General features: G+C 38.3%; 23 protein-coding genes. 14 read left to right on the top strand and 9 right to left on the bottom strand.

The window, feature by feature from the left end:
- The first annotated feature begins 18 nt into the window (after positions 1–18).
- Together AB1Z56_RS04190 and AB1Z56_RS04185 are read left to right on the top strand one after the other, a co-directional pair.
- Entirely contained in the window at positions 19–1,569 is a 1,551-nt protein-coding gene (locus AB1Z56_RS04190) for a RagB/SusD family nutrient uptake outer membrane protein (RefSeq protein WP_426791174.1), read from the top strand.
- Positions 1,570–3,621: a family 16 glycosylhydrolase gene (locus AB1Z56_RS04185; protein ID WP_426791173.1), complete on the top strand. Its 2,052-nt coding sequence runs from the start codon at positions 1,570–1,572 to the stop codon at positions 3,619–3,621. It begins immediately after the preceding gene.
- A gap of 77 nt (positions 3,622–3,698) precedes the next feature.
- On the opposite strand, the gene AB1Z56_RS04180 is transcribed toward AB1Z56_RS04185, so the two are convergent.
- Positions 3,699–4,490 (bottom strand): hypothetical protein, encoded by a 792-nt coding sequence (locus AB1Z56_RS04180; protein WP_426791172.1) that lies wholly within the window; start codon positions 4,488–4,490, stop codon positions 3,699–3,701.
- Between the two features lie 187 nt (positions 4,491–4,677).
- Between AB1Z56_RS04180 and AB1Z56_RS04175 the strand changes: the two genes are divergently transcribed.
- The 4 genes from AB1Z56_RS04175 to AB1Z56_RS04160 all read left to right on the top strand — a co-directional run bounded on the left by AB1Z56_RS04175 (position 4,678) and on the right by AB1Z56_RS04160 (position 7,846).
- Positions 4,678–5,556, top strand: coding sequence for a helix-turn-helix domain-containing protein (locus AB1Z56_RS04175; RefSeq protein ID WP_426791171.1), 879 nt, complete (start codon positions 4,678–4,680; stop codon positions 5,554–5,556).
- Between the two features lie 88 nt (positions 5,557–5,644).
- Entirely contained in the window at positions 5,645–6,700 is a 1,056-nt protein-coding gene (locus AB1Z56_RS04170) for an alpha/beta hydrolase (protein WP_426791170.1), read from the top strand.
- 47 nt (positions 6,701–6,747) lie between these two features.
- Positions 6,748–7,329: a sugar O-acetyltransferase gene (locus AB1Z56_RS04165; protein ID WP_426791169.1), complete on the top strand. Its 582-nt coding sequence runs from the start codon at positions 6,748–6,750 to the stop codon at positions 7,327–7,329.
- Positions 7,330–7,444: 115 nt separating this feature from the next.
- On the top strand, positions 7,445–7,846 hold the full coding sequence (locus AB1Z56_RS04160) for a (R)-mandelonitrile lyase (protein WP_309361141.1): 402 nt from the start codon (positions 7,445–7,447) through the stop codon (positions 7,844–7,846).
- A gap of 72 nt (positions 7,847–7,918) precedes the next feature.
- On the opposite strand, the gene AB1Z56_RS04155 is transcribed toward AB1Z56_RS04160, so the two are convergent.
- Together AB1Z56_RS04155 and AB1Z56_RS04150 are read right to left on the bottom strand one after the other, a co-directional pair.
- Entirely contained in the window at positions 7,919–9,130 is a 1,212-nt protein-coding gene (locus tag AB1Z56_RS04155; protein WP_426791168.1) for a DUF3472 domain-containing protein, read from the bottom strand.
- A 275-nt stretch (positions 9,131–9,405) separates the two neighbouring features.
- Entirely contained in the window at positions 9,406–10,005 is a 600-nt protein-coding gene (locus tag AB1Z56_RS04150; protein WP_426791167.1) for a porin family protein, read from the bottom strand.
- 151 nt (positions 10,006–10,156) lie between these two features.
- Between AB1Z56_RS04150 and AB1Z56_RS04145 the strand changes: the two genes are divergently transcribed.
- Positions 10,157–11,011, top strand: coding sequence for a helix-turn-helix domain-containing protein (locus tag AB1Z56_RS04145; protein WP_426791166.1), 855 nt, complete (start codon positions 10,157–10,159; stop codon positions 11,009–11,011).
- A gap of 78 nt (positions 11,012–11,089) precedes the next feature.
- Here the strand turns inward: AB1Z56_RS04145 and AB1Z56_RS04140 are convergent, their stop codons facing one another.
- From AB1Z56_RS04140 to AB1Z56_RS04130, 3 genes are all read right to left on the bottom strand, one after another.
- Positions 11,090–11,848: a DUF6882 domain-containing protein gene (locus tag AB1Z56_RS04140; RefSeq protein WP_309361150.1), complete on the bottom strand. Its 759-nt coding sequence runs from the start codon at positions 11,846–11,848 to the stop codon at positions 11,090–11,092.
- Positions 11,849–11,944: 96 nt separating this feature from the next.
- Positions 11,945–12,592: a hypothetical protein gene (locus tag AB1Z56_RS04135; RefSeq protein ID WP_309361152.1), complete on the bottom strand. Its 648-nt coding sequence runs from the start codon at positions 12,590–12,592 to the stop codon at positions 11,945–11,947.
- 170 nt (positions 12,593–12,762) lie between these two features.
- On the bottom strand, positions 12,763–13,170 hold the full coding sequence (locus AB1Z56_RS04130; RefSeq protein WP_309361154.1) for a DUF3592 domain-containing protein: 408 nt from the start codon (positions 13,168–13,170) through the stop codon (positions 12,763–12,765).
- Between the two features lie 453 nt (positions 13,171–13,623).
- Between AB1Z56_RS04130 and AB1Z56_RS04125 the strand changes: the two genes are divergently transcribed.
- The 5 genes from AB1Z56_RS04125 (at position 13,624) to AB1Z56_RS04105 (ending at position 21,813) form a co-directional block, all read left to right on the top strand.
- Positions 13,624–14,136, top strand: coding sequence for a sigma-70 family RNA polymerase sigma factor (locus AB1Z56_RS04125; RefSeq protein WP_426791165.1), 513 nt, complete (start codon positions 13,624–13,626; stop codon positions 14,134–14,136).
- Between the two features lie 85 nt (positions 14,137–14,221).
- Complete coding sequence (locus AB1Z56_RS04120) at positions 14,222–15,403, top strand: FecR family protein (protein ID WP_426791164.1); 1,182 nt, start codon at positions 14,222–14,224, stop codon at positions 15,401–15,403.
- Positions 15,404–15,540: 137 nt separating this feature from the next.
- Positions 15,541–18,825, top strand: a complete 3,285-nt coding sequence (locus AB1Z56_RS04115; protein ID WP_426791163.1) for a SusC/RagA family TonB-linked outer membrane protein — start codon at positions 15,541–15,543, stop codon at positions 18,823–18,825.
- A 3-nt stretch (positions 18,826–18,828) separates the two neighbouring features.
- Positions 18,829–20,430 carry a RagB/SusD family nutrient uptake outer membrane protein gene (locus AB1Z56_RS04110; protein WP_309361162.1) on the top strand — a complete coding sequence of 534 codons (1,602 nt, stop codon included), beginning with the start codon at positions 18,829–18,831 and terminating at the stop codon, positions 20,428–20,430.
- A 384-nt stretch (positions 20,431–20,814) separates the two neighbouring features.
- Positions 20,815–21,813, top strand: coding sequence for an OmpA family protein (locus AB1Z56_RS04105; protein ID WP_426791162.1), 999 nt, complete (start codon positions 20,815–20,817; stop codon positions 21,811–21,813).
- A gap of 246 nt (positions 21,814–22,059) precedes the next feature.
- On the opposite strand, the gene AB1Z56_RS04100 is transcribed toward AB1Z56_RS04105, so the two are convergent.
- A complete protein-coding gene (locus AB1Z56_RS04100; RefSeq protein ID WP_426791161.1) occupies positions 22,060–22,659 on the bottom strand; it encodes a hypothetical protein in 600 nt (199 codons plus the stop codon).
- A gap of 25 nt (positions 22,660–22,684) precedes the next feature.
- Positions 22,685–23,053: a MerR family DNA-binding protein gene (locus AB1Z56_RS04095; RefSeq protein WP_309361168.1), complete on the bottom strand. Its 369-nt coding sequence runs from the start codon at positions 23,051–23,053 to the stop codon at positions 22,685–22,687.
- Between the two features lie 125 nt (positions 23,054–23,178).
- Between AB1Z56_RS04095 and AB1Z56_RS04090 the strand changes: the two genes are divergently transcribed.
- Entirely contained in the window at positions 23,179–24,063 is an 885-nt protein-coding gene (locus tag AB1Z56_RS04090; RefSeq protein WP_309361170.1) for an alpha/beta fold hydrolase, read from the top strand.
- Positions 24,064–24,209: 146 nt separating this feature from the next.
- On the opposite strand, the gene AB1Z56_RS04085 is transcribed toward AB1Z56_RS04090, so the two are convergent.
- A complete protein-coding gene (locus AB1Z56_RS04085; RefSeq protein WP_309361172.1) occupies positions 24,210–24,869 on the bottom strand; it encodes a SanA/YdcF family protein in 660 nt (219 codons plus the stop codon).
- A 250-nt stretch (positions 24,870–25,119) separates the two neighbouring features.
- On the opposite strand from AB1Z56_RS04085, the gene AB1Z56_RS04080 reads away from it, so the two are divergent.
- Positions 25,120–25,509 carry a hypothetical protein gene (locus AB1Z56_RS04080; protein WP_426791160.1) on the top strand — a complete coding sequence of 130 codons (390 nt, stop codon included), beginning with the start codon at positions 25,120–25,122 and terminating at the stop codon, positions 25,507–25,509.

Raw genomic sequence — 25,509 nt, 5'->3', positions numbered from 1 at the left:
CCTTCTAATTTAAACTGTATGAAAACTCTTACATATATCCTGATTGCAAGCTGTTTAGGTCTTTCTTGTAGCCTATCTAGCTGTAATAAATTTTTGGACAAACCTTTAGAAAACCAGCAGCGATCTGAGGAGATCGATTATAGCAATACCGCCTTGATGTACGGTCCGGTGTCTGGTGTGTATCGTTCGGCTTCAGATGATAACCTGGTGCATTGGATCGATCTTTCCATTCGCTGTATGCGCGATGACGACTACCAACAGGCCGCACCAAATCCAAATGATAATCCCGAATTAATGGGCATCAAAAATTTTCAAAATGATGTCACCATTCAATCTTACTGGGGACTAAATCAATCTTGGATTAGTTATTATAGCCTCGTTATCGCCGCAAACAATGCATTAATCGAACTGGATAATTTTGCGGAAAAGATTCCTGCGTCCAATACTGCTGATATAAAACTAAATAAACAGTACAAGGCCGAAGTCAGGTTTTTAAGGGCATACGCCCACCTGATGGCATCACGTCTGTTTGGCAATGTTCCTATCCTCATTGACAGCGATAATATAGGCCGTCTAGCTACCATACAAAAAAGTACGGCAGCAGAAGTACGCCAGTTTATAATTGATGAAATGAATGTCTGCTCGGAAGATCTTGAAGATGCCCGTCCAAATCAGTCGAAACACGTTGGAGCAGTAACCAAATATTCCGCTCTCCTTTTGAAAGCAAAGGCCGCAGCAGATTTGGCTGGGAATGATAACGGTAGTGCACATTGGAATGACGTCCTAGATGCAACAAACAAAATTATTGCGAGTGGTCGATTTTCTTTATATCCAAATTACTACGAGCTTTTTAAAATACCTGGAAAATTGTCGAACGAGTCTATCTTTGAACTGCAATATTCTGATTTTGGCTTAGGAACTGGCGATATTGTTCGCCCGGGTGTAGATTGGGGTACCTTCTTTAAATGGCAGGGGCCTTCGGGGGATCAAAAGGGAAGCCCTATCTCCGGAGCCGGCTGGGTACCGCCTTCACAGAATATCGTTGATTTCTTAACCAATAGAGGTGAAACGGAACGCTTAAAAACAACAATTTTATATTGTGGCGTAAATGGCAATCCGGCGACGACAGCAACGACTCCAAGTGGTGATGTTGTTTATGGCAATCCTTTTGGCGTAAAATATTTCAATGGTAAAGCCTATCTCCCAAAATCGCAGATGACAGCTGGCCGAATGGAATATGGAGCAAACAATAATGTACGTATATTGCGTTATGCGGATGTTCTTTTATTAAATGCGGAAGCGAAGGTCAGGAAGGGACAAAATGGCGATGAGCCTTTTCGTCTGATTCGCGAACGCGCAAAACTAGCACCGATTACAAATGTAAATTTAAATCAAATTTTGGATGAACGCCGAGCAGAATTTGCCTGTGAATGGTGGGGCGAGCGTTTTAATGACCTGGTCCGTACCTCGCGCGCCAAAGAAGTCTTCGGCGCAAAATTCACCCCTGGTGTGAGTGAGTACATCCCTATACCGCAAACTCAGATAGATGCAAATCCTAACTTTCGATAGATGATGAAAGCAGCAAAATTACTAATATCCGTATTGCTAAACGTACTTTTCCTTTCCTATGGATGGGGAAAGCAAGGCAAACCCGTTAAATCGACAATCGTTAAAGTTGAAAATGGTTTTACGATAATGCGTAATGGACAGCCCTACTTCATTAAAGGGGCAGGTGGAACAAACAATTTGGAAAAATTAAAAGCGTATGGAGGCAACTCCATACGCACTTGGAGCCCGCAGCAAGCGGGTGAAGTCCTAAATAAAGCACAAAAGCTAGGACTTACAGTAACCTTAGGACTCGATGTGAAAACGGAGCGCCATGGCTTCGATTACAATGACCCGATAGCTGTTGCCAAACAAAAAGAATATATTCGCACAATTGTCCTGAAATATAAAGATCATCCGGCACTACTCGCTTGGGGAATCGGCAACGAGCTCAACTTACATTATAGTAACCCAAAAGTATGGGATGCTGTCAATTCGATCGCCGAGATGATCCATGAGTTAGACCCCAATCATCTGGTCACGACCATGCTAGCCGGCGTGAACCAAAAGGAAATTGATTATATTAAAACCAGGTGCCCAGCTTTGGACCTGATTGCTGTGCAAGTGTATGGTGGCCTTGCTGCTGTTCCTGAGCAATTAAAAAAGACCGGATGGAATAAGCCCTATATTGTAACAGAATGGGGGCCTACGGGGCATTGGGAAGGCTTACAAACACCATGGGGAGCATCGGTTGAAGAGACCAGTCACGAGAAAGCGCTAGTTTACAAAAGTCGATACGAAGCCTCTATCGGAAAGGATAAAAACTGTCTGGGCTCCTATGTCTTTTTGTGGGGACAAAAACAGGAACGCACGCCAACATGGTATGGATTATTTACTGAAAGCGGTGAGGAAAATGAGGTTGTCGATGTCATGCAATACCTTTGGTCGGGCCAATGGCCCCGCAATCGGGCACCGCAGCTAGACTCTCTATTATTAGACCATAGGCATGCAAAAGATTTTATCTATTTAGAATCGGGTAAAGCCTATCCAATAGAAGCCTTTGTCCGTGATCCTAATGGCGATAAACTACAAATACGTTGGGAGCTTCTCCTGGAAAGCACAGACCTTAAAGAAGGTGGCGACCGTGAAGAGCGTCCCCAGGCATTAAGTGATTTTATAAAAAATAGCACTGATAACAAGACGCTATTGACTGCTCCTTCCCAGGAAGGAGCCTATCGGCTATTTGTCTATGCAAGCGATGGAAATAACAAGGTCGCAACTGCAAACATTCCCTTTTTCGTGAATTCAAATTCAAATAAAGCGAATAGCATCAACTATCATTTTTCACCGACCCCCGTATGGGCCGATGAATTTAATTACTCCGGATTACCAGATAAAAACAAATGGTCTTACGATGTCGGCTCTTTGTATAACGGATGGGGCAACAATGAGTTACAATATTACATGAAGGCTTCAACGTCAAATTCGATAGTGCACAACGGTGTCCTAAAGATTAGGGCAAAAAAAGAAAATAAAGACGGGAAAGCCTATACCTCCGCGCGGCTAACTAGCAAGAATAAAGGAGACTTCAGGTATGGCAGATTTGAGGCACGTGCAAAACTACCAAGAGGCATTGGCACCTGGCCAGCCATCTGGATGCTTCCTACTGATATGAAATATGGTGACTGGCCTAATTCGGGGGAAATAGATATACTTGAACATGTCGGATACGATCAGGATGTTGTTCATATATCTATTCATACCAAAGCCTATAATCATGGTATAAACACACAGAAAACGAGCAAAAAAAGGGTATCTGGTGTCTCTGACGAATTTCACAACTATCGTGTAGACTGGACGCCCACCTACATAAAAGGCTTTGTTGATGAGCAGGAGATCTTTCATTTTGACAATGAAAACAGGAGTTTTGAAGAATGGCCTTTTGACCAAAAGTTCCACTGGTTAATCAACCTGGCTGTCGGCGGAAACTGGGGCGGTAAAGAGGGCGTAGATGACACAAAATTCCCAGCAACATTTGAAATAGACTATGTGCGCGTCTATCGTTTATTAGATTAAACTTTCCGATCGCTACCCTGATTGCTTGTCAAATTTCCTGTACAAGCAATCAGGGACGGAAAAAGTAGGATTTCAGCTTAATCTTTGGTTAATAAAAGGGCTATATCCTGTTTTGCAAGCACATGGCCTTTATTGACAATATTACTATTAAGGTAAAGAAAACACTGATTGTTTTGATCGAGTTTACCTATAGCCACTTTAATGGATTTTACATCAAGTTCCCTAATCTGTGTCGGATCTACCTTATCTGGATCCGCGACGAATTGTCCGTCTTTCCTAAAGTCCTCCAGTTGCCAGGAGTACCCTTTCCAAGGTCCGGCAAGCAGCGTTGTAGTTTTAGCATCCTTAGTGATCTGCGCTTTGTAGGGCAAACGTAGACTATCAACCATGACCGTTTGGTCTTTTAAATTAAATGCTAGATATTTTAAATAATCCGCGAAACCTTCTGGCTCAAAATAAATACTACCGTTGCTGCGAATAATCTTAAGTGGGATCACCCCTATTTTGTCCATCTTAACAGATTGCGAAAACTGCATAAAATCAGCATACTCCGCTTTGCTGATACCCAAGCTTTTGTGATACGGCATAGGCTCTCCGGATTTTAATTCCTTCATCATTTTGAGAAACCAGTCTTCATTGTCTTTGATAGCAAGTTTCATTTTTTCCACAATAGCAAGTTGCGATGAATCTGGCTGGGGAATCCCCAACACCACTGCTGTATAGTTTCCTTCAGGAAGCAATCTGTCAACAAATTGGAGTGCGATAGCATTGCTATCTACCCCAGATTGTTTTTGCGCAAAAACATTGACGGAAAATATTAACGTAGCTAGAAGCGCAAAAAAACGAAGATATCGGTATAAAACTGTCATGTTATAGATATTTGATCAATGAAATTACTGTTTAATCCTGACATTCCGCTATCATCTGGCCAATAGTACATCTTGAAAAATCTCTGCAATCTGATATTAATAAAATAGCTTAGCTTGGGATAACGGTATTATTTATGTTGCTTTGTACTAAATCCAATATTATATTTGAATTTCTTAACTTTGTTTCATGGAAACAAAAATAGTCCGAAGTGTCTCTGAATTCAATAATGAACTCAGATTGCAAGGTTTTAAAGCATTTCAGATTGAGGATGATAGCAATGCAACCCGTGTTTACAGTCGGAAAGATTTCTTTAAAATCTGCCTTACAACCGGCAAAAGCAAGATTCATTACGCAGATAAAAGCTTTGAACAAGAAGGCACAATACTATTTTTTGGGAACCCGCATATCCCCTATTCCTGGGAAACCATTGCGACAATCTATGCAGGTTATACATGCTTGTTTTCGGAAGACTTTTTAAAACGTGCTGATCGTGCGGAAAGCTTGCAACAATCTCCCTTCTTTAAAATCGGAGGTACACCTGTCCTAAAAATTACGGAGGATCAACGCTTATTCCTCAACACGCTTTTCCAGAAGATGATCGAGGAGCAAGAAAGTGATTATACGTTTAAGGATGAACTCATACGCAATTATATCAATCTGATCATTCATGAAGCCCTAAAACTTCAACCATCAGAAATATATACTCCTACCAAGAATGGTACAGCACGTATCACATCGGTATTTTTGGAACTATTAGAACGACAATTTCCAATTGAAACACCAGCAAGTCCTCTCAAAATGAAAACAGCGCAGGATTATGCTCAAAACCTCAACATCCACGTCAACTATTTGAATCGTGCTGTAAAAGAAATTACAGGCAAATCTACGACGACACTGATCTCAGAGAGAATCCTAACAGAAGCAAAAGCCCTGTTGCAACACACGAACTGGAATATTTCAGAGATAGCAAGCGCACTGGGATTTGAATACCCGACCTATTTCAATAACTTCTTTAAAAAACTGACAGGAACAAACCCAAAATCGCTCCGGAAACCTGAGGTTTGAAATTCTTATGTTTTGGTTTGATAATCATTAACATCTTCCTTTTATCCTAGTCTACCTTTGTATCTGTAATAATTAATATAATACAGATATGAAAATAGCAGCAACATTATTGCTCTTGTCTTCCCTGTTTTCTGGTAGGGCTTACACAAAACATGTTCAATCAAACCCAAATTTAAAACCCATGAATACTTCATCCGATCATTATACTTTTCAGTTAAGCGATAAGGTAATCCGCAAAAAAGTAAATTTTAAAAACCGTTATGGTATCATACTTTCTGGCGATTTATACATCCCTAAAAACATAGACAACAAAGTTTTATCGGCACTTGCCATCAGCGGTCCCTTTGGTGCAGTGAAAGAGCAGTCTTCTGGATTGTATGCTAGCCAAATGGCTGAAAGAGGATTTATTGCCTTGGCTTTCGATCCTTCCTACACAGGTGAAAGTAGCGGCATACCTCGTAACGTAGCATCACCAGATATTAACACCGAAGATTTCAGCGCAGCTGTAGACTTTCTAGGGTTACAGAAAAACATTGACAGAAGCAAAATCGGAATCATTGGTATCTGTGGATTTGCTGGTTTTGCATTAAATGCAACAGCAGTAGACAAACGTATAAAAGCAGTAGCTACAACCAGCATGTACGATATGACGCGTGTCATGTCAAAAGGCTATAATGATGTGGTAACAACAGAGCAGCGTACACAAACATTGGAACAATTAAGCCAGCAGCGTTGGAAAGATGCTGAAAGTGGATCGTACGCTCCATCAACAAACAATTTACCACAAAAATTGACTGGAAGCGAACCTCAGTTCGTAAAGGAATATTTTGATTATTATAAGACAGCTCGCGGATTTCATCCTCGTTCTATCAATTCAAATTCTTCTTGGACGGCAACCACACCCCTGTCGTTTATGAATATGCCGATTCTCTCCTATATCAAGGAGATTGCACCTCGGCCAATGCTAATCATTGCAGGTGAAAATGCCCATTCAAGATATTTCAGTGAAGACGCCTATAAAGCTGCTGCTGAGCCAAGGGAACTAATGATTATCCCTGATGCAGTTCACGTTGATTTATATGATCAATTGGATAAAATTCCATTCGATAAACTGACAGCATTCTTTAAAGCTAATTTAAAATAACACACTTATTTTCATTAAATTACATATAAAATTCAATCCACTATTCAATGAAAACATCAGATCATAGTTATCAGGAGGATATTTTTGAACGCTTAAAAAAAGAAAAAAATATCTCTTCCGATGATCCCCAGGGATACCGTTTGCGGGAGGCCTCTTTTGCTACGAAAGCATTATTGGTGCCTATGAACAATTCGGCTGATCCTAAAGAGATAAGAGATCTATTAAGTCAGATTACTGGTTCTGCTATAGATGAAAGTACGACCATATTTACACCATTATATATCAACTATGGTAGGAATATAAAGCTAGGAAAAAATGTCTTCATAAACTTCGACTGTGTGTTTTTAGACTTAGGTGGTATAATTATAGAAGATCATGTGTTAATAGCTCCCAAAGTGAGTTTATTAACGGAAGGCCATCCAATTGAAGCTGAAAACAGACAATCGTTAACTGTGGCTCCGATTCATATAAAAAAGAATTCCTGGATCGGGGCAAATGCAACGATCCTACCCGGCGTTACAATTGGAGAAAATGCTGTGGTGGCAGCTGGTTCCATAGTAAGCAAGAATGTACCGGACAATACGATTGTCGGTGGAATTCCCGCAAAGATCATTAAAAACATTTCATAAAGAATTCGGATCATATATTTATCAAGGCCAAATTGCAAACTATATGAACAGGTTATTCGTTATCCCAATTATGGCGATAAGTTTATTCGCCTGTAACACTAAAACAGATCATACAATGAGTACAACAGAAATATTTCCCAAAGGGGAACCATTGCCTAAGGAATGGTTTACTGGAGATGCATTTTTAAATCCTTTGGTAGCAAAAGATAAAAACAATGATTTCTCTGCAGGTAGCGTAACTTTTGCGCCCGGTGCAAGAACCAATTGGCATACACATCCTAAAGGTCAGGTTTTACTGGTCATCGAAGGAAACGGACTCTATCAGGAAAAAGGGGAACCTGCGCAAGCAATCAAAAAAGGTGATGTTGTCAATATTCCTGAGAACGTAGAACACTGGCATGGAGCAACTGCTGACACTAAAATGGTGCATGTTGCCATCACCAATTTTAAAGAAGATGTTCAGGTTACTTGGCTAAATCCCGTAACAGAAGAAGAATTTAGTTCAGCCAATAAATAATGAAGAAGCCCCTCTGTTATGAATTTGAGAGGCTTTTTTTATTGTTTCTCAATAAGATTTTAACAAGTTATATTATTTCATCACTCGAATTGTTTTCGCAGTGGACTGCTTATTGAAAATGTCTGTAATGGTCAGGCGCACATTGTAATTACCCGTGGTTAAGGTATTATTCAACGTATCGGCACGTGTCTCGGGCCTAATTAATTCCTTATTTGCAACCACTCCCCCCTGAGGATCGAGTAGTTCAATTTTATAACTTAACTGTGGCGAACCGGTATCACTAATGGCCCACGATACAATGACTTTATTACTTTGGTATTTTGCTGACTCATTGCTGCTGCTAAGTGCCATTAACATTGGAGTAGCCCCTTGATTAGCTTGCTCTGGCAAATCTAAAGTACGACCTGTTCCAAAAGCTACGTCTGGCGTTACAGAACCACCATGCTCCATAAAATATGCGTTTTCTTTAGCATCATATCCGGCATTAAAGGCACGGTCGAAATAACCATTCCGACCGGCGTCATTATCATTCGCTGAAAAATATCGTCTCGTAGATTTCTCCCAAACGTTGTCTACACCTAAATTCCAACAATCTTTAAAGAATGCTTTACGATGGAATCTACCATCCCACAAAGGATTATCCCCTACCCAGTTTTCAAGAAAAGCGCCATTTCCGACACCCAAAAATCCTGATTCTGCCTGTCGTCCAATTGTAGAAGTATGAAACCACTTCCCTGTCGCTTCATTACGGATGAAATTAGCGATGTAAATCTTTCCATTCTCTTTCCATGATCGTAGAACCACATTATACCAGGTGTTTAATTCCCATCCGTAAGGGTTTACGGTTTTCTGTCCATCTCCTTCCCCACCAAAGCGGCTCGTTACTGTTGTTGGTGCTTTGTAAGAATAAAAAGCATAGTTGGCAGCACTAATATTAAGATCCCATAAGGATGCAATCAAGGTATAAGGTGTGGAAGTATTCTTATCAGGAGTATCTTGTAATCCAGCGTACCCACCGTGATAATTATGTACGGAAAAGTATTCGGTCCTCGCGGTATTGGTAATTTTAATCTTATGCATCTTCAATACAGCGTCGCGCTTAAACACATACACTAAATGTTGTGACGGTGCCGCATTACTTCCCGACAGGCTCAAACTAGGCAAGTCTTTGTCGCTTTGTGCCTTTGTGCTGTATTCCTTCATCTTTAAATCGGATCTGATACTTGAACAGGAACTGCTCAATAGGACATTCAATAAGGTCGCACATAGCGTGGCTTTTATCATAATTACAGTTTTGGTAAAAATTAGTTAACAAGTTTGACTGCTGTTAAAAAACAGTCATTACAACAAATTATTTATAAAATTTGGGATCGGAAAATTTCTTTCAAACGAAATCGGTTGCGTAATCTTGTATGTGATAGCGATGTACTGTCATTACCTTCCAAAACTAAAGTAATAAAAATGCCCCTTTCCTGGATTCTTTGAATGAAATATCAACACTTTTTAGCTGTTTTTACTTCAAGGACTTATTCAAAACAAACATAAAGCAAATTTCATTTCTAGAAAATATAGAACACACTTAGTTGTGCCACACTATTTTTAAAATCAGATTTCACAGCAGGAGAGTAAAATTTACCTACGTCCATAAAACCGTGATAATATCTAGCCCCAATGCCCAGCCCTTTGATTGGCCCTGCTTTAAATTGATACCCCAAACCTGCCACAGCTCCAGCGTCTATTTTATCTGCAAAATCATTAAAACCTGTATTTTTTGCATCTTCAATAAGCATATTGGCTTGTGCTCCAATTTCTGCATAAAATCCAATATTTGAATGATATTTTGCGAGAATGGGAACGGACATATAAGACAATCTCAAATCATTATCGGGACCAAACAAGTTGTTTTTTACTTTTGCGCCTTGGGTAGAATATAGAAATTCTTCTTGAACCGACCACTTATCTGTGAGCTTGAAATTGACAATAAGCCCACTGTGGAATCCTGATAGCCCCTCAGTATCAAAGCTAGCTCCAGTAAAGTTACTGTAATTTACACCCGCTTTTAAACCAAAAGAAAGCCTTTGCCAAATACCGCCTAAACTTTGAGCAAATAACGTTTGTGTTGAGACAAATAACAATCCCATTAATAATACTTTTTTCATTTTAATAACCTTTTTTAATTATAATATTTTTCAATAGGACAAAGGTAATAGCGATTACAGCTCACAGAAAGCCCATTAAGTAGACTAAATTGTCCTAAAAGTCGCTTTTTACATTTAAAACAATACCTTTGGGTTATAAATATTGGATATTATGACCAAAACATCTCCTTTCGCATTCGATCAAAATGTTAGACTGTATGATTATAACAATGAGTTTATTTTATTGGACAAACCTTCCGTCAAATGTTTGACCTATCCTGTTAAAACAGATACTACAATAAGTATAATCTGCCTTAATGGACAGGTAAGAGGGCATTCGAACATGCGTTATTTTGATACAAAATCTCCTTGTCTTATTATTCTAATGGCCGATCATACGGTAATGATAGAATATTTAAGCGATGACTTTTCTGGACTTTTTATTATCATGTCAAAGAAATTTACAATGGCCCTTAATATAGAGGAACATCTTCCCGTTTTTCTTTCCTTACACAATAAGCCTTTTATTGCTTTAAATGTAGAGGAATTAACGAGTTTAAAAGATTACTTTAAAACAGTACAAAGAGTATTGGAAACTGATAATCCATATAACTTAAAAATTATCCAATACTTTACAAAGGCGTATTTTTATGGTTTTGGTTATAACGTACATCATATTGAACAGCGTAATGGACAGGAGAAAAAGCCAAGATTAGAAGTATTAGTTGAGAATTTTCTCAATGAGGTGCAGAATAATTTCAAAGAAGAACGAGGCATAGAATTCTATGCCAATAAATTATGTGTAACGGCGAAATACTTATCTAAGATAGTAAAGAACCATAATGGATTGTCTGCTAAACAATGGATTGATGACTATGTGGTTTGCGAAGCCAAAGCGTTGCTGAAATCGACCGATATGACTATACAACAGATCAGCAATGAGTTAAATTTCCCTTCCCAATCTTTTTTCGGTCGATATTTTAAACGTTTTGTTGGCTTGTCTCCAATGGAATATAGGAAGGTGTAAATCGATTATCTTCTAAGTGAATGTAGAACCTCCTCTCGACTGGTAACTAAATATGCAATTCAAAGGCGGATAATATAATCACTCTGCCCTATTAAAGTCTTTCAGCTCGAAGTAACAGTCTTCACAAATAAGTTTGATCTTCGCAAACTCCTCAGACTCTTCGTTCCAACCATTATATTTCATCCTGACCCTCTCACATTCATCGCACCACGCCGCAAAATCATCATCTTCTTCAAGGTTCATTCCTTTATAGGTCTCAAAAGTTTCTTCAAAACCTTTAGGATCCTCCAAATTAAGATGCTGGCATACAAATGCTGGCCTTGACAAGCCATGGATTTTGCATTTAACTTTTGCTTGGTTGAAATGGACAACTTCACAAGACTTCTCATCCAGAACAGCAGTGATAAGGAAATAACTTTGGAGTTTTTCCGTGCTTGCCCTATAAAGGCCCATGCCGTCTAATACATCCAAAGAAATCGCCGCAAACTCCCAACAGTCAAATTCATCTGCAGGGAAAGTTCCTTCTGTCAATTTGGGATAATTGTTTTTGATTCCAAATTCCTTAACAGCAAGTATACTTTCTTTGTTAGGTTCGACACTATACTCATTAAACCAGCTCCACATCCAAGTTTCCGATGTAAACGAAAAAGTACCTATCGGAATATATTTTAGATAAATTTGATCTTCATCATTATTGTATAATCTCAGAAGCGCAAGTGTAGCATCATAATACCAATGCTGATAGCTGTTTAGTTCAAATTCCGCTCTAAATGTTTCCTGGATCTGTATAAGTTCCTGACATCTTTTACCAGCGAACTGTTCGTAATCTATTTTCAATATTTTAAATTTAAAGTAGTTATGAAGATATTTCTAGCTGATTGTTTTGTGATCTATACAAAAATGAAGAAAATTGCTGAATGAGAAAAGCCAGGTTTACCTTGAAACGATATTCATTTCCACAACGATATAATGTTCTATTTTGTATTTATCCCACCATTTATCCGGAGGTATACCTAAAGCTGTAAGCTCACAATAGAATAAATACCCCGGTCGTTTCGGATCCTCATAAGGCAATGAATAAACAAACAAGGGCAGCGTTTTATTGACCGGAATACTTTTGAATTTTTCGTTGGTCACAAGCCCATCGCGCAAACTGTATTGATCATTATGCTTTCGTTTATAGTTTTTCTTAAATTCAAGCCCCAAAAGATTGTAATGAAACGTAATACTATCTCCTTTCGGCTTAGTCAGCAATGAAAGATTTTTCGTGGAATCTACATCCTTCAGACTTAAGTATTCCTTTGCCATTTCGGTGGTGAATAGTGTATCGCTTTTGACAACCTTTCCTTTCCAGTATTCCTTGGTATAAAACATCAGATAGGTTTGCTTCTTTAAATGTTTTGGCAGGAAGCTAACTCGATAATAATCAATACTATCGATGCGCATAAGTAGCTGTACATCCTTTATTTTGGATCCATATTCTGCCTTTGCGAAAAGGCTATCTAAAGTCTGTGCGATTGAAAAACAGATACTTGTAAAAAACGAGAAAAAAAATATGGCTATACGAATTATTTTTTTCATAAAATTTGGTTCATAGACCTGTTTAGTAACCCAGCTTTGGTTAAAATTGGATGGCTTAAACAAGTTATTCTAAATTATGATTTTATCTCGATCTTTGAAGGATTTTAGATATATTTTTCCAACCGTTTTCTGAATTCATCAAGATGAAAAAATAAACAAAAGAGATTAAATTACTCAAAAAAAAATCTGGCTGCTATAAAATAACCACCGCCAATGACTATGAGTGGCAGAGCTACTGACAGGAGCAACAAGCTCCATATAAATACGCGAAAATAACTGTATAAAGATACTCTTGATGGATCCGATAAGTCATAGATTACCGTTGTTGTCTCTCCTATTTTCCATGCAGGGGGATCATTCCCTTCTGCTAATTCATATGTAACCAACTGATTATCTTCAGTCCGAAAGGAAAATACCGGCGCATATACCTCACCTTCTGACTCGTACTTGTGAAGGTCGATTACAGTAGCGGTAGCTTTATAGCCGTTTTTTAAAAATACCAATGTATTACGAAAGCTTATGATCGCCAATAAAAGAAAAACCAACCCCAGTCCAAGGATCACATAATATTGCCACATAGTTTTATTTTTAATTCCGCCCACTTCAACGAAGTTACTATATCTAACTGATAAATAACAAGATACTTATAAATATACTACAATTTTCAAATAGAAGACAGATAAAACGTGCTTGAGGCTTAGTCGCAGCGAGTTTGTAAATCTGTCGCTTTGATAATCAGCTCGCGGAATTCTTGTATCCACTTCCAACGATCGAATGAATTCTCCATAATGTCCTATAAAAAAACCTATAGAAATAGCAGATGAAAGATTGTGAAAAGTTGAAAGTTCATATAGAAAGCCTATTGTAATATCATCTTTATATTAAATTGAAGTAAACTAAAAATCAAAATGGCGCATAGTGGCAAATTGGTAGCGCTTCAAAATTTTAGCAGGTTTTATCTATACAAAATCTCTAATATTTTTCTTTACTTCACTTTTAAAATCTATATTTTAAGAAAAAAAGAAAACGAAATGTTATCCACAGAATATTATTTTAACAAATATTTTCTGCAACTCAGTGTATTTGCATTTCCTTGGGTTGGTTCAGAGGAAATCGCAAAAGACATCGTGCAGGACGCATTTATCGTTCTAATGAGCAGACAGGATTTACTGGAAAAAGGAGAACCCGTAATTAAAAGCTTTCTTTATAGCTCAGTTAAAAATCTGGCGATGAATATCAAGCGAAGAAATATTGTATTTGATCGTGTACGTAACCAACTTGACACAGACAAACCAGATGACAACGATATCCTTGATAATTTAATAAATGCAGAATTGATCGGAGCTCTTCATCGGGAACTCAATGAACTTCCCGAAGGCTGTCAAAGAATCTGCCGTTTAATCTATTTGGACGGAATGAAGTACGAAGAGGTCGCACAGGAGCTGAACGTCTCTGTCAATACCGTGAAAACACAACGCATGCGGGCTATAAACCTACTGAAAAGAAAATTCTTAAATATCCTTTTTTCATTTTTTACACTCTGATAAACAAATACTTACCATTAAACCTTAACTTTTTTTATAAACGGATCACCCATTTTAACCGTTCAAGTTATTTAGCTTATGAATTATGATAGAAACCGACAAAATAATATTAGCAGAATTGATTGCTCTTCTTTTGAAAGATGGCGAGCTGCCATCCGACAAAGAGGCGCAATTAAAAAATCTTTTACAAAGGTATCCCGAGGCGAAGGATAGCCTAAGTCGTCGACTATCACAGACTGCTATTTATCCCCCATTTGATCTTCGCAACATTGATTTAAATAGAGAATGGTTGATAACACAAACTAAATTCACGGCAAAGGAAACAATTTTGCAGCCTAGAAAAAAACACATCTTCTTAAATAAAACTTGGCATAAAGCTATTGCAGTTGCTGCAACTGTTTTACTTGCCCTAACGTTACTATGGCAGCAACAACATCACGAAAAATCGGCAAGCTATTTAATACCCGACAAGGTATATGGACATAAAAACGATGTTCTCCCGGGGGGAACGGGGGCAATTTTAAAAATTGAGGGGAAAGAAGAAATACAATTGACCGAAAAAAAAGCTGTGCAATATTTGGCTCAGGGTATTGAACTAAAAGAAGGGCGTCTCATCTATCCATCTAACTTAACCGAAAACCTGAAAAACACTTTAATTGTTCCCAAACGGTCCACCATGATATTGACCTTTAGCGACGGGACTAAAGTGTGGGTGAATGCAGCGTCAGAACTTAGTTATCAAACCAATTTTAATAAAAAAGAGCGAAGAGTAAGGTTAAAAGGTGAAGCCTATTTCGAAGTTGCCAAAGATGCGCATAGGCCATTTATTGTAGAAACAAATCATATCAATATACAGGCTATCGGCACGGCTTTTAATGTAAACTCCTATCATGCGACCACGAAAGTATCATTGACAGAGGGAAAACTTAAAGTCAGTAACGAAGAAAATGAAATCTATATGGATGCCGGTAGCGAAACGGAGATCGTCAATAAAAAACTGAAAACTTTTCCATTAGCCAGCAAAACCGAAGCCACCGCTTTCAAAGACGGTTATTTTTATTTTAAAAATAAGAATATGCAACAGATACTTGATGAATTGAGTCGCTGGTATGGCATTCAGGTTGATTGCAAGGTACCTTTAAATAACGAACGATATGAAGGCAGTATAAAAAGAGATGTGACACTGGGAGAACTTTGTAATCTCCTAAAGGATTTGACAGGTTATAAATTGACCATTGACAACGATAAACTGATTGTGAATAGATAAACTTATTAAGGAGGACTTTGTATGTAAAAAAGATAAACGCCTAAATTAATAAAATAAAAAATGCAGAAGTACGGCAAATACTCCTGCATCAAAATTGAATTAACACCGATCATAAACCATTAATTCTATACCAATTTATGAATAATTTATTTTATTCAAAAGGGATCTTTTGTCCCATTGACAAAGGGAAAACTTTGAACCAATTATTAAAAATGAAACTGACAGGAATCTTATTGGCGACATCCATGATGGGCGCCTACGCTTCAACCTCTGCTCAGATTACTTTACATGCCCAAAATACCAAGATTGAAACTGTCCTGGAGAGCATCACTAAACAAACTGGTATACATTTTATCTTTAAAGAGGGGTTGCTTAGAAACGAAAAAGCAACTGTTGAGATCACGGACGTATCCCTCGATAAGGCGCTAGACCAAATTTTCAAAAGCAGCGCTTTCTATTACATGTTACACCGAGGGACTGTTGTCATCAAACGTAAAAATGAGGATGCTTCTATTCCAGAACAAAGTACGGCCAGCATGGCATATATACAGCAACAAGTTGTAAAAGGAAAAGTACATGATACCAAGGGAAATCTATTGAGTTCAGTCAGCATTCTGTTAAAAGGTTCTAATATAGGAACTTCTACGAATGCTAAAGGAGAGTTTCAACTGACACTTCCGGATGGCAAAAAAGGCACATTGATGTTTAGTGCAGTCGGATTCAAACAGCTTGAAATCCCCATTAACAATAAATCGGAAATGAATGTCATCATGGATACAGATGAAGTGGGACTTGACGAAGTTGTGGTCGTAGGCTTCTCCGAAGTGGACAAAAAACATATTGCATCATCCGTATCGCAAATGGATATGGAGAAAATAAAAAACCGTCCGATCTTTAAAATGCAGGATGCTTTCTCAGGAACCATCCCTGGAGTAACAATGATGCGCGGAAACAGTATGCCGGGAAGTGTTCCGGGCACCATCTCTATTCGTGGAATCAGTACTTTGCAAAATGCAGACCCCTTGGTCATCGTCGATGGCATGGAACAGAGTATCCATGATATTGACCCCAATCAGGTGAAAAGCATCACCGTTTTAAAAGATGCAGCCTCAGCTTCCATGTATGGTTCCCGTGGTGCAAATGGGGTTATTATCATCGAAACAGAACGTGGACAGACCGGCCAGTTTAAAGTTATTACCAACAATTGGTTTGCAGTTAACAAACCAATTGATCTCCCAAAATTTGTCGGTGCCGTCGATTTTATGAAATTGCGTAACGAAACTTTAATCCAGCAGGGACAATCTCCGATCTATCCGGAAGAGACAATCAACAAATATGCCTCCGGAGAACTAAAAGAAGTCAATTGGCTCGATCAAGTGATGGAAAGAACCTCAACAGCGATCAACAATAATGCGAGTATATCCGGTGGTGGTGGTGTCGGTACTTTCAATTTAATGCTCGGCCACATAAAAGAAAATGGTCTCAATAAGATTGAAGGCACTCAAAAATTTTCCGCCCGATTCAATACAAATATCAACATAGCAGATAAATTTGTATTAATGGCCGACTTCTACGCCCACCGCTTACAGGTCGATCGTCTATTGGCAAATGATGATGGACACGGCCTTTATAAACAAGCTTGGCGCTTAAACCCAACACAGCAGATTTTTTATGATTCAGACCTTCCCGAACATTATATCCTGCACAACAATATCAACCCAATCGCGTCAATCAAACATGGTGGTACAAAAAATAATATGTATGATCGCAGTACCATCAATCTGCGTCCTAAATATAACATCAATAGCAACCTCAATATTGAAGGAAATGTTTCTTACATGATCAACAAGTCGGCTAATAAACAAAAAAGGCTGACCTATAAGTTTTTTGATGAGAACGGTGCTCCGGCTGCAATCTGGGGAAACGACGTCAATGCGTCTCAGGGTGTCAGTGAAAGTCAGCTCACGGCACGGATGCTGATTAACTTCAACAAAGAGCTCCGCCAAAACAAAGACAAGATCTATCTGACTGCGGGATCAGAAGTCATGAATTATACCTTTACTGATTTTAGAGAAATCAGTAAAGCTTCTTTTTTCGGTAAACTCAATTATTCCTTCGACAACCGTTATATTCTGGAATTAACCGGCCGTTCAGACGGAAGCAGCAAGTTTGCTCCCGGTCACCGCTGGGGATTTTTTCCTTCGGGAGCCTTTGCATGGAACTTACACAACGAACATTTCTTCAAGCCTATTCTCGAGTCAGGAACGGTAAATAACGTTAAGATACGCGCATCATATGGACTTATCGGAAACGAAAATGTAGCTCCTTACCTCTGGCAGGAATCTGTAAACACTTGGGGTTGGACAATACGTGTGCCCAATCCAAATTTCTCTTGGGAAAAACAGAAACAATGGAATTTAGGTTTGGATCTCAATGCCTTTAAAAATAGGCTCTCCTTTACTGCTGAACTCTATCACAAAAATTCATACGATCTTATTTATGATCAATTTGCAGTTCCTCCGCTCACTGGATCAAATAGCCTGGAGTCTGCGGTCAATATCGGTGCCGTTGAAAATAACGGCTGGGAATTGTCGGCGAGCTGGTCAGATAAAAAGGATGATTTTTCGTACACCATTGGTGGAATGCTTTTTGATAACCGAAACCGGATGCTCAAAGCGGGGTACAATGAGAACGATAGACTTATCTTTAAAGGTGATAATAATCGAATTTGGTACAAAGGTGTTCCAATTAACAATTATTATGGTTTCCAGTCTGACGGCTATTTCCAGACGCAAGAGGAAGTTGAATCAACCCCGGCTAAAATGCCAAATTCAAGACCCGGCGATATCCGCTACGTGGATAAAAATCAGGATGGTATTATCAACGATGAGGACCGCAGCTATCTAGCAGATCCCCTTCCCCACTATAACTATGCAATTAATTTGGACTTTCGATACAAAGGATGGGATTTTTCGGCATTGGGTCAGGGAATAGGAAAGCGCACCGGACGCTTGATCGGGCAAGAGGCCTATCCAGTGTATGTCGATGGGAACAGTAATGACCTCGGAGCACCGCGGGTTGAATATGTGGCAAACCACTGGAGCTCCGAAAATCCAAATAGCCGTTTTCCACGTCTTTGGACGGGACCAAGTCCCAATACCCTACTCAGTGATGTATGGCTAAGCAATGCAGCTTTTTTCCGGGTCAAGTCACTTCAGCTTGGCTATACATTTCCTAAAATCGGTAAAAGCATCAAAAATTTTAGAATATATGTTAATGCGCAGGATGTATTCACTGCCACGAAATGGGAAGGCTTGGATCCCGAACGTATTGATGTAGATAGTCCGGGTACAAATGATGGGAATGGAAACTATCCGCGTATGGCAACATACAGTGTTGGACTTAGTGCAAGCATTTTTTAAACTATGATGATGAAAAAGAAAATTTTAACCCTGATAATTGCGTTAGCAACATTGAGCAGCTGCGAAAAATTTCTTGACAAACGAGATCCTACTGCTACATCTTTTGACGAATTCTTCAACACAGAGGAAGATTTACGGCGGGTAGTCTACAGCAGTTATTTGGATGTGTTTATGGGGCCAGGCGAACGCCGCTTGCTCTTTTACATGTTAGATGGCCGTACAGATAATGCATATGCTAGAATAGAGACAGACCATCATATGATTATTGCCAATGGTAATATGACCAGCAATGCACGTTTGGCCGAGTATTATTGGACATTATATAATAAACATGTCGGACGGATAAATACTTATCTAGCAAATATTGACATTCCCTATGTGGAGAATGAATCGATACGGCAAAAATACAAAGCGATCTTAGAAGCGCTCCGTATCTGGCATTATTTCAGAATTACTGAGGTATGGGGCGATGTACCGTTTGTACTCGTTCCTGTCACACTGGAAGAGGCAATTCCTCCGGTAACGCCGAAAGCTGAAATATTGGATAAACTATTTGAAATGAGCCAAGATGTAGCCAACAGGCTTCCAGAAAACGAGGGCACCACAAATGCCTATATGTTCAACAAATACTCTTTCAAAACTTTGGTCATGCGTTACGCTCTTTATAATGGACGTTATGATCTCGCCGCAACTCTTGCAAAGGAAATAATGGATAGTGGCAAGTATCAGCTCCATCCGCAATATGCGAGCTTATTCAATTATCAAGCGGATAAGACTAACAAGGAGTTTATCATCAAGTTTGACATGGAAAGTCACAATAATTCAGCTACAAATTCCTTTCAGCACCTTGCACCACAATACAAAACCGGAAATGGACAATCCTATGTCGTTCCATTAAAGTCTTTGGTCGATAGTTATTGGACACTTCAAGGGCGACCTATTGATCAATGTCCTTTGCATAGTAAGCAGGAATATGAGCTCAACCCAAAATTAAATCGGGATCCGCGTTACGCAGCCAGTATTTTTGGACAAGGCGATCTATTCAACAAGGAGAAAATAGATATTTATGATTCAAAGAGTCTTTTCTATTATCAGAACTTACGAAGCAGCCGATCGGGTTATTGGTTTAAGAAGTTTGTAGATGAAGCTGATGCATTTCGGACAGGCGGCAATATGCACTTTCCTTTAGCACGTTATGCTGAGGTATTGCTGACCTATGCTGAAGCCAAAATCATGCTGAATAATGTAGATGATTTGGCGAAAAGCTGTATCAACCAGATTCGGCAACGTGCCGGACTTGATATGAGTATGGCGGATGTTAATCTAACAGTGAAATCTCAACAAGAATGGATCGACTTAATTCGTAATGAGAGAAGGATCGAATTTGCCGGTGAGGGGCTGCGCTATAGTGATATCCTTCGGTGGAAGACTGCCGAAGTAGTGCTTAATCAACCTGCATTGGGTCATATGCGGCAAGGTGCAGACGGAAAATCTGAGGTACTTAAAATTGAAGACAGAAAATTCCTGAAACATCAATACCTCTGGCCTTTTCATGAAAGCAGTTTTCAGGTCGAACCAAATCTGAAACAAAATCCAGGATACTAGCGGATAAAAACAGAATAGACCATTGATTACTCAATGGTCTATTCTGTTTTTATCCGCATCTATATAATTATTTCTGATCAATCGTAACACTATGCACAGGTATTAAAAATATATCATTTGAAGAAAAAAAACTTGAGTGGAAAACTCAAGGTTTAACTTAACTGTTATTAACCTAATTTATGAAAAGTATCCATATAACAATGGATAGTCCGTTTTCGTTTTATCTTTTTTATAAAAAATCGTCCCCATCAATAACTGTTAAGGAAGACAGCACTTACTAGATGCTAACCCGGAGTTTTTGTTAGCCGTCGCTGGGTTTTGATCTAATTAATACATAAAGTAAAGTTTTAGGCATAAAATTTGTCTTAACAAGAAAAAGAAAATATGAAAAGAACGATATTATTATTCGCATCAGCATGGATGGTTGCATCTTGCAACCAACAGGTAAAAGATAATACCCCGCCTCCTGCTCCGCAGGAAAAAGAAGTCGCAGAAGAACCTGCAAAAATTGATACGACGGCCAATCTAGATCTTGCCAGTATACCCTATTCTGATAATGATATTGGTGTATTTCCCTTTTTTACTCCTCCCAAAGGTTATAAAGTCATGAACCAGCCCATAAACAAAGACTTTGATGTCTGCTATTTTGCAATAAATGGTCTCATGAAACCTTTTGAAGGCAGGCTTTATAAAGCAAATATTACCAATGAACAAGGCACGCAGTTTTCACAGCGCTATTTTGAAAAAAGTATGGAGGATTATTTAGCCTCTATCGGTGCCGTAAAAGTTTTTGATGGTAACATCACAAGTGAAGAATATGAGCGTTATAACAAACAGGATCCGCATAAAGGTGATGAAGGCGACATCGGATATGCCGATGAAAAAATCCGGGTCTATGTGATCCGCACGAAAGATCAGGGAAATGTCTTTATTCAATATACGAGCAATAACGCCGGTGCCAAGCTCAATATACTTCAGGAGAACGATTTCAAACAAACGATAAAAAAAATAACTGCAGATGATATCACAAAAGATCTCTCTGAAACAGGCAAATCAATCGTTTATATCACTTTTGACACAGATAAATCCAGCATTACAGCAGCAGGAACGGAATTGGTTATTCAGATTGCCGAAGCGCTAAAAAATGACCCCTCACTTAAAATCGCGATTGAAGGACACACCGACAATACCGGGGATGCTACGCACAATAAAAAATTATCCACCGAACGTGCACAGGCAGTAATGGCGGCCCTGGTTGCACAGAAAATTGACAAAGCGCGTTTATCAGCAAAAGGATATGGCGCCGAGCGCCCTTTGGTCGCCAATGATTCGGAAGACAATAAAGCCAAAAACCGACGTGTTGAACTAGTGAAGATAAAATAAAAGTTCCTTCAGCATATCCCTATGGTACTTATCAAATTGAAAGTAACATAGGGGTATTGATAAAGCTTCACCTGCTCTTTATCGCAGCTCCACCAACACAGGTTGCTTTATTTAAATAACATCTATAATTTTTGAGTTCTCAATGTATAGATTTCTTCCACACTTCCTTTATTTTTTTGCACTTTATTTATATCCTTTCCTTCTTTCGTCCAATAAGTAGGGATAAAACATGATGATACAGTCTGATTATTCTAAATTATAAAAACATTGACTTCCTATCGCCCCACCACCATACTCCAGCACAAGTCTGTCATTAACCATAATGTAGGTACAACCGTCATTGTAAGCTGTTTTTAAACTATCGGGAATTGGTTTATCAAAAACATTGAAAGAATACCTTCCCATTCCACTACGTTGAAAATTTATTTGACAAGGTTCTCCACTCGAGATGCCGATACAGTTTGCTTTATCCAATTTCTCTTTAAGAATTTTTAAAGTTTCTGTTGTCCAACCAAGCTTTTGTAGTAATGTACCGGCCTTTTCTGAATTAATTTTTACGTCCCAATTACTTTCAAAACTACTGTCCACACCTACGTGAAAGATACCCACAGTATTGTTGTTGTCGAATTCTATATGCACTGATTTACCAGGGGGAACTATCTTGTTTAAATAATTCTTGACGTCATAAATCTCGTTTTTTTTCTCCTCATAATGCTCTTTAAGCTCCGTTACGGAATAATCTTTATTAAAACCTCCAAAAGCAGCCATAATCATAACGGTAAAACCCACAAAAATAACAAATCCAATCCCGCATAGAATTAAAAATATTTTTAGAAAAATTTTCATTTACCTGTTGTATATTGTTTTCAAATTAGCGACTCAGACCATTTTCAATATTGCTTTTACATAATTTTATTTGTTTTTTCATTGCCTTAAGTTCCCTAATCTTAGTGTCTATCTGTTCCAATTTAAGATTGAGCACTTCCATTTTACTTGCCTTAGTTAGCTCTTTCTGATACCAGGCATCAATAACCTGCTTAATTTCAGCTAAGGTAAAACCAACAGCCTTCGCCATTTTTATAAACCTAAGTTTTTCAGTTACCTCATCGTCATAGTAAACATAATTATTGGATGTTACATCCTTCTTTGTCATTCCAGAAATTAATCCGCTTTTTTCATAAAAACGTATAGTTCCAATAGGAATGTTAGCTTCCCGCGCTAGCTGACTAATTAATTTCATCTGATAATCAATAGTTTAAAATAAATAACACAAGTATACAGTATACTTCATACTTGTGGGTAGTAAAAATACAGGTTAAATTTGTCAATAGAAATTAAATAGTAGGTGTCAATTATCTTTTTATCATGAAGACAGCATATTCAGACAAAGAACTTATAAAACTAGTACCCGGATTCACAAACAATTATACGACAATAAATGATCTATCAATCCATTATGTTAGCGGCGGTACAGGGGAACCTTTCATCCTTATTCCCGGTTATCCGGAAACATGGTGGGCATATCATCATGTCATGCCAATATTAGCAGAAAATTACCAAGTAATTGTTGTTGAAATTAGAGGAATGGGCAGTTCGGATAAACCAGAAAATGGCTATGAGAAAAAGAACATCGCCAAGGATATCTATGAACTAGTCAAATATTTGGGCTTTGAAAAAGTGTTTATTGCAGGTCACGATATAGGTGCACATGTTGCATTCAGTTTTGCCTGCAATTACCCTCAAACAACTAGTAAACTGATTATGTTGGATACACCGCATCCAGATCCCAGTATGTATCAGCTTCCGATGTTACCTATCTTGGGTGCCAGTTATCTATATCCATGGTGGCTCGCGTTTAATCAGGTGAAAGAGTTGCCCGAAAAATTGCTCGAAGGACGCATGTCAATCGTTATTTCTTGGTTATTCGATAACCTTTTGGTAAACAAAGATAGCATAAACCAATTTGACCGGTCTGTTTATAGGGAGAGTTATGACAATAAAAATGCTATCCGCTGTTCTAATGCCTGGTATCAGGCCTTTCCACAAGACATCAAAGACTATGAAGGCTACAATAAATTAGAAATGCCTGTTCTGGCAATTGGCGCAAGTGGCTACGACTTACTTCAGCATTCTTTACCAACAATTTCGAGCAACCTAATACTTAAAAAAATTGAAAACTGTGGTCATTTTATTCTTGCTGAAAAACCAATTGAAACAGCTGGATTGATCAAAGAGTTTTTGGCTAGCTAAAATGGCAGCAACTATTAACAAACTTTTTGGGGATAAATCCTTCTACTAGCTAATCGTTCACTAATTTTACTTTAGCTGTTTATCTTTTTAGCGATAGAATTACTGATAAAAAACTCGTGAAACACAAGGTAAAGAGGCATCTCAAGTTACTCTTTTGTATAATTTGATTTTCCGGTTATATCAACCTGTTTACCTAAATACTTTGGTTGTCTATTTCTAATCACATCCAAAACGGCTTTTGTGACGGATAGCTTTTCTCTAAATGCATAGTATTTGTATCCTCGGTAAACTCCCCTATCTGCACTATAACCGAATGATTTGACCCCCAATTTATCGCCTAAGTAGACGCATCTATTTAGGTGATATTTCTGAGATACCAGGATTGCCGTGTCTACATTAAATATATATTTTGCACGGTACATGGTCGAGTAACTATCAAACCCCGCATAGTCGATGTAAATTTTTGCGGTATCGATACCATTTTTCTGACAATATAACTTCATCACCGTAAGCTCATCGTATTCATCTCTTCCATTATCTCCCGATAGCAATATTTTATCCACTTTGTGGTTTTTATACAGCGAAATCCCGGCATCCAACCGATCCTTTAAATACCTACTTGGCTGATCGCCATTTATGCCAGCACCAAAAATGATGGCTACCTTAGCTTTGGGCACATCTTTAAGTTCGGTGAAAATAACTTTTTCTGTATTGGACGTTACGTTGCTGTTGGTTACCACCACAATAACCAGTGCTATTACGCACAGAATGATAACCGGTAAAACGAACTTTTTAATTTTTTTCATTAGTTTGATTTTCGACTGATTTAACATTGTTATTTTATACCCAAATTTAGCAGCAAAACCTATGGGAAATTGAACCAATAATAATTCGCTGCGGATCAATTATCATTCGCAAGCGTCTGCAGTTTTTTCGGCATTTTTCAGATGGTATAAACTTCCTTCTGCGAAGATGAAAAAAAGATTCGAAAGCAATAATAATACAATAGCAATCCTTATTATACAACAACAAAAAATAAAATTATTAATATTGGGTATGAAAAGGTCATATGTTTTCAAGCATTGGGGATGTACTTTAGTACTATTTGCCATCTTCTTACCGATTTATGAAATATTCACAGAATCTGAAAACTTAAATGATATCTTCAATGGGATTTGGTTCTTTCCAGTTATATTGATCGTGTCCATCGTTTATTCTATTCCTACATTGTTGATTGATTTACTGACATTTGATATATTGTTAAGCTATCAAGTTAACCTAAAATGGGTAAAAGCGATTTTGATTACAGTAACAATTGTTTGTATTTTCTTAACGTTTAGCTTAACTAGTTATGCATCGATCAATCGGGTTGACTGGAATGCTCCTTCAATTTGTGCTGCAGCAGCGATACTTTCAGGCCTACTTTTGAAAATCAGAGAAACATAA

This window comes from Sphingobacterium sp. WOUb80, assembly GCF_050058145.1.
GTDB lineage: Bacteria > Bacteroidota > Bacteroidia > Sphingobacteriales > Sphingobacteriaceae > Sphingobacterium.
Note: the sequence above shows the minus strand (reverse complement) of the source record. Positions and strands in the feature narration are given on the sequence as shown.